This is a genomic window from Thermostichus sp. MS-CIW-38, assembly GCF_054058415.1.
The window spans coordinates 1-8,090 of sequence record NZ_JBSSAH010000064.1; the positions used below are offsets into that span (position 1 = coordinate 1).

General features: G+C 58.9%; 9 protein-coding genes. 3 read left to right on the top strand and 6 right to left on the bottom strand.

Annotated features, from left to right (window positions below):
* Positions 1 to 22 precede the first annotated feature (22 nt).
* Entirely contained in the window at positions 23 to 514 is a 492-nt protein-coding gene (locus ACVWXZ_RS13955; RefSeq protein ID WP_457440877.1) for a hypothetical protein, read from the bottom strand.
* A gap of 205 nt (positions 515 to 719) precedes the next feature.
* Between ACVWXZ_RS13955 and ACVWXZ_RS13960 the strand changes: the two genes are divergently transcribed.
* Positions 720 to 2,531, top strand: a complete 1,812-nt coding sequence (locus ACVWXZ_RS13960; protein ID WP_457440879.1) for an N-acetylmuramoyl-L-alanine amidase — start codon at positions 720 to 722, stop codon at positions 2,529 to 2,531.
* 72 nt (positions 2,532 to 2,603) lie between these two features.
* Here ACVWXZ_RS13960 and ACVWXZ_RS13965 read toward each other — a convergent pair whose 3' ends face one another.
* Positions 2,604 to 3,797, bottom strand: coding sequence for an RNA-guided endonuclease InsQ/TnpB family protein (locus ACVWXZ_RS13965; RefSeq protein WP_457440881.1), 1,194 nt, complete (start codon positions 3,795 to 3,797; stop codon positions 2,604 to 2,606).
* Between the two features lie 199 nt (positions 3,798 to 3,996).
* Between ACVWXZ_RS13965 and murI the strand changes: the two genes are divergently transcribed.
* Positions 3,997 to 4,875 carry a glutamate racemase gene (gene murI / locus ACVWXZ_RS13970; RefSeq protein ID WP_457404263.1) on the top strand — a complete coding sequence of 293 codons (879 nt, stop codon included), beginning with the start codon at positions 3,997 to 3,999 and terminating at the stop codon, positions 4,873 to 4,875.
* A 36-nt stretch (positions 4,876 to 4,911) separates the two neighbouring features.
* Here murI and ACVWXZ_RS13975 read toward each other — a convergent pair whose 3' ends face one another.
* Complete coding sequence (locus ACVWXZ_RS13975) at positions 4,912 to 5,484, bottom strand: hypothetical protein (RefSeq protein WP_457482657.1); 573 nt, start codon at positions 5,482 to 5,484, stop codon at positions 4,912 to 4,914.
* A gap of 411 nt (positions 5,485 to 5,895) precedes the next feature.
* Here ACVWXZ_RS13975 and fba point away from each other — a divergent pair, with 411 nt between their 5' ends.
* Positions 5,896 to 6,975, top strand: coding sequence for a class II fructose-bisphosphate aldolase (fba, locus tag ACVWXZ_RS13980; RefSeq protein ID WP_011432022.1), 1,080 nt, complete (start codon positions 5,896 to 5,898; stop codon positions 6,973 to 6,975).
* A 153-nt stretch (positions 6,976 to 7,128) separates the two neighbouring features.
* Here the strand turns inward: fba and ACVWXZ_RS13985 are convergent, their stop codons facing one another.
* From ACVWXZ_RS13985 to ACVWXZ_RS13995, 3 genes are all read right to left on the bottom strand, one after another.
* The gene (locus ACVWXZ_RS13985) at positions 7,129 to 7,356 is read right to left on the bottom strand and encodes a hypothetical protein (protein WP_011432021.1); all 228 of its coding nucleotides are present in this window, start codon (positions 7,354 to 7,356) and stop codon (positions 7,129 to 7,131) included.
* Between the two features lie 40 nt (positions 7,357 to 7,396).
* Positions 7,397 to 7,603 (bottom strand): hypothetical protein, encoded by a 207-nt coding sequence (locus ACVWXZ_RS13990; RefSeq protein WP_011432020.1) that lies wholly within the window; start codon positions 7,601 to 7,603, stop codon positions 7,397 to 7,399.
* A 169-nt stretch (positions 7,604 to 7,772) separates the two neighbouring features.
* The gene (locus ACVWXZ_RS13995) at positions 7,773 to 7,940 is read right to left on the bottom strand and encodes a hypothetical protein (RefSeq protein WP_457404261.1); all 168 of its coding nucleotides are present in this window, start codon (positions 7,938 to 7,940) and stop codon (positions 7,773 to 7,775) included.
* Between the last annotated feature and the right edge of the window lie 150 nt (positions 7,941 to 8,090).

The following is an 8,090-nucleotide window of genomic DNA, read 5'->3' on the forward strand; positions in this document are numbered from 1 at the left end:
TTGCGGGATACCGCCTTCCTGCTCAGAGATAGGCAGGATGCGATCGCTTCTTTCCTGAACCATGTTCAGGAGAGTTCAGCGTGAATGTATCAGGCAAATGCAACAACTGCAACAAGCCTATGTTGTTCACCATCAGGGCTACCGCAAACGCAGCCGGGTAAGCCCAAGCGTTGACTGCCCAGTTATCGAAGGAAAACCGATCCCAACGCTGCCGGGATCCCAGCTTTAGGCTCTGCCGCCAGAGCAAACGTGAGCCGCGGAAAGCGCAAATCTCCACTTGATCCAGCCGTGGAATCCGCAGTTGCTTCAGGATCAGAAACAGTTGGGCGGCGGCAACTTGGGGGGAGAGCTGAGGCCGATAAGGGGATCCAATGAGGTGAATGTGCAGGGTCTCGTCGGCAAAGTCTACCCGGACACACCAGCGACGCCGCAGCAGTTCTGTCCGCACAACCTGCACAATTGACTGGGCGTGTCCAGCTCGGGCCAGGGCTAGGGGATCCGGTGGCCTGGGCATCCCAAGATACCTCGTCGGAGAACAAGCAGTGGGATGGAGAAGATACGCCCATTATCCTCTGGCCCCGCAAGCAAGAGCGGAATTGCGCTCCTTCTCAGGCTGCTCCGAGGGCAGGTTGGTATAGTTGAGGGCAGCAGGTGTGGGGAGTGGATGGAAGGTCATGCCTGAATTCGGCAAGCCGGGGTCAAGGCAGATATGGGGGGCGATGCTGCTGTTGAGCTTGGCGGGGGCAGGGCTGTTTCCCCCGGAATCTGTCCAGGCTCAGGCGATTACAGCCCCAGGTTTATCGCGCATTGAGCGTTGGTACTACGACCCCCAGCAGGGGCGGCTGGAAGTTAACACCCAGGGCGAGGTGCGGCCTTTTCTGTTCGTGCTGCAGAATCCGCCTCGGGTTGTGCTGGATTTTCCCAACACCCGCTTTGGACAGGAGCCCCAAACCCAGACTTTTGCGGGCCGTGTCACCTCTGTGCAGATTAGCCAGCTTACGGATACCATTACCCGCTTTGTGCTGTATCTGCAGCCGGATCAGCCCCTCAGCCTCAACCAACTGCAACTGCTCACTGCCGGCCCCTCCCGCTGGGCTGTTCAATTCACCCAGGCCGGATCTCTCTCTTCTTCTCCCCCTTCATCTGCCGGCTTATTGGGAGGTTCCAGGGATCCCTTCCCGCCGTCCCCGCCTTTGCCGACACTGCCTCCCCGACGCCCGGCACCCACCCCATCTCCTCGCTCCGGCCATCAAATTTTAGAGGTATCCCCGCAAGCAGAAGGCTTTTTCATCCGTACCCAAGGCAGCCCCTCCACTACGGTGCGGCGCATCCTCGATCCGGATCGGGTAGTGGTGGATTTTCTCAACACCACCCTCAGCCCTGCTCTCACCCAGCGAGCTTATGTCATCAACCGTCTGGGGGTTTCGCGGCTGCGTATCGGGCAGTTTGAGCCCACCGTTGCTCGGGTAGTGCTGGATGTGGATTCCTCCGGTGGCGACTGGGAAGCCCGCTACGACCCACAGCGAGGTGGGATCTGGATCCAGCCTGCCGGGGGTGCTGCCCAGGCCAGCCTTTTGCCCGAGGTCAGCTCTGTCAACAGCAGTGGGCCGCTGGCCACGTTGCAATCGGTTCAGCTCCAGGGCAACCGGTTGATCATCAGCGCCGATGGATTCATGTTCTACCGGGCCGGCTGGGATCCCGAGAGTGGTGGCTACCGCATCAACGTGGCGCCCGCTCGCCTGCCCCAGTCTATGCCGGATCCCGGCTTGCCGGTTGGAGGGCCGGTGGAGCGGATCCGCTTTGTCCAGGAAGATGCCCGCACGGTCAGCATTCTGGTGCAGCCCGCCGAGGAGTTCAATGTCTTCGAGCCCAACCCCGGCCAGGGATCCCGCCGCATTACCTTGGAGCTGCGACCTCTGAATGCTCCTCCACCAATACCTCAGCCGCAGACGCCCGGCCCTGCCTCCCCTTCCACCCCCCAATCTCTGAACCGGACGGTCATTGCCATCGACCCCGGCCACGGGGGACGGGATCCCGGTGCCATCGGGGTGGATGGGATCCAGGAGAAGGACATCGTGCTCTCCGTTGCCCACCAGGTGCAACGACTGCTGCAGGAGCGGGGGTACGGGGTGGTGATGACCCGCACCGATGACCGGGAAGTGCTGCTGCAACCGCGGGTGGATATGGCCGTTCAGGCCAACGCTGCCCTGCTGGTGAGCATTCATGCCAACGCCCTGGATCGCTCCGGCATTCACGGCATCGAGACCTATTACCTGCGACCCGATAGCGCCGAGCTGGCCGCCATCTTGCACCGCAGCTTGGTCAGGGCCACCGGTGCTGCTGACCGGGGGGTGAGACGAGCCCGCTTTTTTGTGGTGCGGGAAACACCTGTGGGTATGCCCTCCGTGCTGCTGGAGTTGGGATACGTAACCAACCCAACCGAAGGGCGAAAATTGGCTACTGCCGAATATCAGGCTATTTTGGCGCGGGCCATTGCCGATGGCATTGAGACTTTCTTGCGCAGTCGCTAGCCGTTGGCTGAGCTTGTTCATGTCTATCGGATCTCTCAATTGATCCTTAAGTAAACTACCCGGCTCCGACCGCTAAGCGGTACGAAGCGGGCTTTCAGCAGCCCTGAGCCTGCTCTGCTCTACCAGAGAACAAAACAGGCCCGAACCTCTAGGCCGGTTTACGGCAGCCCCCAAGAGCGCAATTACGTTTGCACCATTCAAGTCCGCATCTCCTTCCCATCCACAGTGCCCACACTTAAACTTCTTCCCACTGCGGTAGGATTGCGCAGGATCGGGATGGATATGCAAACACCGGTGGCAGGTCTGCGACGTGTAGGCGGGCGGCACAAGAATCAGAGAAACCCCTGCAACCCTCGCCTTGTACTCCAGAAACTGACGTAGTTGGTAGAACGCCCAACTGTTGGCCCTGCGCCTTTCGGTTTTGCTGCGTGGCTGTTGATTGACCCTTTCCCGGATCCCTGTCAGGTCTTCCAGAGCGATAGCGCTGTTGGTAGCTTTTGCCCTAGAGACAATAGCTTTGGAGATGCGATGATTGACCCACACTTGAAAGCGTCTTTCCTTGCCAGACAGCCGTTGCAACAGTTGACGGCATCTGCGCCGCGAACTGCGTGTGCCCTTACTGGCTTTGCGTTGGAGTACCGCCCTCAACCGGGAGTAGTGGTCTCGGACTCTGTTCAACTGCTGTCCATTCCAGTTGTCCCCCTCTGACGTATGGGCAATATCTGTCCTCCCCAAGTCCACCCCGATCACCTTGTCGGTATCTTGTTGCTTGGGTGGCTTTTCCTCTACGCAAATCTGGATGTAGTAGGAGCCATCTTTGCGCTTGATCAGCGTGGCAGCTTTTGGGTTGGAACCAGCCAGCATCCCACGCTGGTAGTTGCCAATGGCCAGTTCAAAGCGTTCTCTCCCTTCCACCGTGGTCAGCGACACCGTCCAGTCTTTTTGACGGAACGAAAAGATGCGAGCGTCGTAGGTAACAAAGCCGCTCTTAAACTCCTTGACGGGACGCTTTTTCTGCTTAGCCACTTTGCGGGAACCCGCTACCCGTCTGCACACCTGTTGAGCCAAGTTACTGGACAAGCCGAACCGAGCTCGAATCTCGTAGTAGCAAAGGGATTGCAGTTTGACCGCGTTGACGATCTTCTCCGGCGTGTTCTGGTTGACCCAATTCAAGGCTTGGCCAAAAGCCTCCAAAGTCACGTCCAATTTGGCGGCTTGCGACTGGGCTACCTTGAGCTTGCAGGAGACGGTCAGGACTTGGGTCATGGTTCTATTGTAACCTCGCGTTCCTCCCGGCACTGACCCTACGGGTACAGTGCGGGGCTCCTGCGATTTCTAGCTGATCGAATTGACGATCCAGTTGGCCCAGTTGATCTCAGAGGGAAGGCAGGGAATCTGTCGCCGAGATTCTCGAAAGCAGGGTAGGATACAGCAGCTTAGGCCAAGGTGTTGAGGAGAATGGAGCATGCGGTGGGAGTGGGGATCGGATCCGGATCCCAGTTGGCCAATTGGGGTGTTTGACAGCGGCTTGGGCGGGCTGACGGTTTGGCGAGCTTTGCGCCGTCGGCTCCCCCACGAACGGCTCATCTACTTCGGCGACACAGCGCGGTTGCCCTATGGGGAACGCTCGCCAGAGGAGATCCTGGCCTTTGTGCGGCAAATTCTGACGTGGATGCAGGCGCAGCCGGTGAAGCTGGTGGTGATGGCCTGCAATACCAGCTCGGCCTTGGCTCTGGACCACGTGCGGCAGGAGTTTGCCCTGCCCGTTCTGGGGTTGATCCTACCCGGCGCCCAGGCAGCACTGGCCCAAGGATCCCGTATTGGGGTGCTCGCCACGGTGGCCACGGTCAAGAGTCGCGCTTACTCAAGAGCCATTCAAGAGTACAGCGCTCTGGATCCCAAACGTTTTCCGTACCCCGTTTACTGTTGGGAGCAGGCCTGCCCTGAGTTCGTCCCTCTCATTGAAGCCGGATGGCTGGATAGCCCTGCTCTGCGACAGGCGGCTGAACGCTACCTGCAACCGCTGTTGCAACAGGGGATCGATACTCTTGTCTATGGCTGTACTCACTACCCCCTGCTGGATCCAATCCTGAAGCCTTTGCTGCCGTCCTCGGTCAAACGGGTAGATCCAGGGATGGCGCTGGTGGGATCCCTGGCCCGCGAATTGAGCTTGTGGGGCTTGCGCCGCCCCTCGACCGCTGCCCAGGAGGAACCCCACCGTTTCTGTGTGAGCGGGGATCCAGAGCGATTTGCCCAGTTGGCCACTCCTTGGTTGGGCTTTCGGCCCCAGGTAGAACGGGTGGAATTGCCGGCTTTGGATGTCAGCAACTCCCTCCGCCCCTGAGCGCCCTTCTCCTCGGGGATAAAGATTGGGGGCCCCTCAACGGGTCATCACCTGCAAGGGGAAACGTTCCGCCAACTCCCCTTCCACCTTGGGTAGCCATTCCTCTTGGAACACCCACACCTGCCCCTGCTGTACACGGCCATCGGGGTTTTGCGTCAGCTCCAGCCAGTACACAAATTGGTTTCCCCGCAGCACCACCCCTTGGATGGCAAGGGCCAAGGTATAGCCCGGACTGCCTGCCAGAGCTTCTGGGGATGGGTAGCGAATCACCTCCACTGCCTGATCCAGATCGGCGGCGATCTCCGGCCCATAGACATCGCGAATGGCTTGAAAGAGATCCTCTGCTGTCAGTCCTTGGGGGCGAAAGAACGTCATCCGTTCCGAGCGAATCGTCTCCCGATCCAGCGGGTTGATGATCCGTCCCGGCGGAGCCACCGAAGCCAAGAACGTAAAACGGGATCCATCCGGCCCCACTCGGTTGATGTTCAGGGTTTCGCCCGGACGGGGCCGCAGCACAGGATTGTCCCTCACCCAGGCCGCCACCTGATCCGGAGATTGCCCGGGGATCCCCCAAGCTGCCAACTGAAGGCCCGTCGCCCAACAGGCCATTGCCAAACCGGTTCCTCGCACCCAGCGCAGCCTTTTGCCCCAGCAGGACAGAGCCCTTGTTGGCTTTGCACCCAAGACCGGCCAGCGATTGCAACGCACGTTCCCATTCCTCCGGGCAAACAACACAAAAACACCACAGTAGAATTAGAGAGACTAAGAGATAAATTGAGCGGGCATGGGCAGATCCATCCTCGATGCAAGCGCCCAGCAGTCTTGCCCCTCCCCACTGTACCTGAAGATGTCGGCGCGCCTGTTGCGTCTGAGCGCGAGCATCACGGCCAACGGTTGCAAAGATCCCTCGGCAAGATGCGCAGATCCCCGGCGGCTTATCCGCCAAAACGTAAAAAGTATCTTAAGATCAACGGTAAGCAAATCTCATACGCACTAGGTCAGCACCTCAGGAGGTAACCGATGGCTCTCGTTGCAATGCGGACGCTGCTGGATCATGCCGCCGAACATGGCTACGGCATTCCTGCCTTCAACGTCAACAACATGGAGCAGATCCAAGCAATCATGCAGGCAGCCCATGAAACCAACAGCCCCGTTATCCTGCAAGCCTCTCGAGGGGCACGCAAGTATGCGGGCGAGAACTTTCTGCGGCACCTGATCCTGGCGGCAGTGGAGACCTACCCCCACATCCCCGTCGCCATGCACCAAGACCACGGCAATAGCCCGGCTACCTGCTATTCCGCCATCCGCAACGGCTTCACCAGCGTCATGATGGATGGATCCCTCAAAGAAGATGCCAAAACCCCGGCCAGCTACGAGTACAACGTGGCCGTGACCTCCGAGGTGGTGAAAGTGGCCCACGCAATTGGGGTAAGCGTGGAAGGAGAACTGGGCTGCCTGGGATCCCTGGAAACGGGCCGTGGGGAAGCGGAAGATGGCCACGGCGCGGAAGAGGCGCTCAGCCATGACCAACTCCTCACCGACCCCGACCAAGCGGTGGACTTTGTGGAGCGAACTCAGGTGGATGCGCTGGCCGTAGCCATTGGTACCAGCCATGGCGCCTACAAGTTCTCCCGGAAGCCCACTGGTGACATCCTCGACATGGAGCGCATTGCTGAGATCCACCGCCGCCTGCCCAACACGCACCTGGTGATGCACGGTTCCTCCTCGGTGCCCAAGGAGCTGATCGACATCATCAACGAATACGGCGGCTCCATTCCCGAGACTTACGGTGTGCCGCTGGAAGAAATTCAGCGGGGCATCCAAAATGGAGTGCGCAAAGTAAACATCGACACCGACAACCGCCTGGCCATCACAGCTGCCGTGCGCCGCGCTCTGGCCGAGAATCCGAAAGAGTTTGACCCCCGCCACTTCCTCAAGCCTTCCATTAAGGAAATGCAAAAAGTCTGTGCTGAGCGCTACATTGCCTTCGGCTGTGCTGGCCATGGCACCAAAGTTCCGGTGGTTACCTTGGATGAGATGGCAGCCAAGTATGCTTCTGGAGCTTTGGCGGCTCAGGTGAAGAAGACCGTTGCGGTCTAGTCCCCACATCCTGCAAGAACTCTGGAATGCTTGCCGGGGCGCTTCCAGGGTCTTCCTTGGAGATCAGCTAGGTCACTGGACTCAGATTGGACAAATAAGGGGATCCAGCTGGGATCCCCTTTTGCTTTGGAGGAACTTGATGCATTTTGGGGGTCAGGCAGCTTTTGCCGCAGAACGTTTTTCCGTCTCAATTTGATGGTTCAGCAACGCCAAGCTTAGGCAGTCCAACAGTTCCAGGTCAGCCTCAGAGTAGCGCCGCTGAAAGAGCAGCTCATTGATGCGGTTCTCTTGGCCCAAGCTGAGGAAGCTGCTGCGGAACACCTGCTCCACGATTTCTTGGATGCTGGAGGGCAGAGTAACAGAGTCAAGACTTGTATTCATGGCTGGTTCTGTTTGAGAGATGGTTTTTGAAGGGAGAAGACTATCTTTGCCAAGAGGTGAGGTAGCGCTGCTCGATGTCCTGCAGGGAAAGATGGGAAGCCCTGGGCCGCGGCTCATTCACGGAGGAGACATCGTTCTGCCACTTGAGGGATACTCCCAGCAGTGCTCCCAAAGAGAAGCTCTCGCTCAATAGGGCTGCTATGCGGTAAGTACGGTAGTCCAGGGTTAGATCTTCACTGACTTGCATCTGTGTTTCCTCCGTATTTCTAACGTTCATGCCCCTATCATAGCCTCGAGATCAGTGGAAGTACAGAGAAACATCGAGGATTTGCGTAGGCAATTTGTACGTTTCTTCTACGCGATTTGGCGGATATCGGTGGGATCCCAGGGGTCTTTGGGGCGGGTTCAGGGTTGAGTCAGGGATCCCAGCCCAGCAGAGCACAGATGTCCGCAGCCAGGGTGGCGGCGTTGAAGGGTTTGCCGATGAGGCCATTGGCTCCAAGCTGAGCCAGAGAGGAGGGTGAAACTGGGAAATTGACATCCTCCCCGGCCTGAAGGCTGGAGATTCCTACCACGCTACGCATGGATGGCTCCTTGCGCAGTCGTCTCGGCGGGTTCCTGCTTCCGACCGCCCGTGCGGTTCGATCCACAGGCCATCCGGGCTGACACGGGTGGTTCACCCACCCGCATCCCGACCGCAGCGTCGGCCGTGTCCTGCCCTTCGTCTCGCAACA

What these genes read in the sequence shown, in the direction of transcription:
- ACVWXZ_RS13955 (WP_457440877.1), bottom strand. Translation starts at nt 514, where the DNA reads ATGCCCAGGCCACCGGATCCCCTAGCCCTGGCCCGAGCTGGACACGCC.
- ACVWXZ_RS13960 (WP_457440879.1), top strand. Translation starts at nt 720, where the DNA reads ATGCTGCTGTTGAGCTTGGCGGGGGCAGGGCTGTTTCCCCCGGAATCT.
- ACVWXZ_RS13965 (WP_457440881.1), bottom strand. Translation starts at nt 3,797, where the DNA reads ATGACCCAAGTCCTGACCGTCTCCTGCAAGCTCAAGGTAGCCCAGTCG.
- murI (WP_457404263.1), top strand. Translation starts at nt 3,997, where the DNA reads ATGCGGTGGGAGTGGGGATCGGATCCGGATCCCAGTTGGCCAATTGGG.
- ACVWXZ_RS13975 (WP_457482657.1), bottom strand. Translation starts at nt 5,484, where the DNA reads ATGGCCTGTTGGGCGACGGGCCTTCAGTTGGCAGCTTGGGGGATCCCC.
- fba (WP_011432022.1), top strand. Translation starts at nt 5,896, where the DNA reads ATGGCTCTCGTTGCAATGCGGACGCTGCTGGATCATGCCGCCGAACAT.
- ACVWXZ_RS13985 (WP_011432021.1), bottom strand. Translation starts at nt 7,356, where the DNA reads ATGAATACAAGTCTTGACTCTGTTACTCTGCCCTCCAGCATCCAAGAA.
- ACVWXZ_RS13990 (WP_011432020.1), bottom strand. Translation starts at nt 7,603, where the DNA reads ATGCAAGTCAGTGAAGATCTAACCCTGGACTACCGTACTTACCGCATA.
- ACVWXZ_RS13995 (WP_457404261.1), bottom strand. Translation starts at nt 7,940, where the DNA reads ATGCGTAGCGTGGTAGGAATCTCCAGCCTTCAGGCCGGGGAGGATGTC.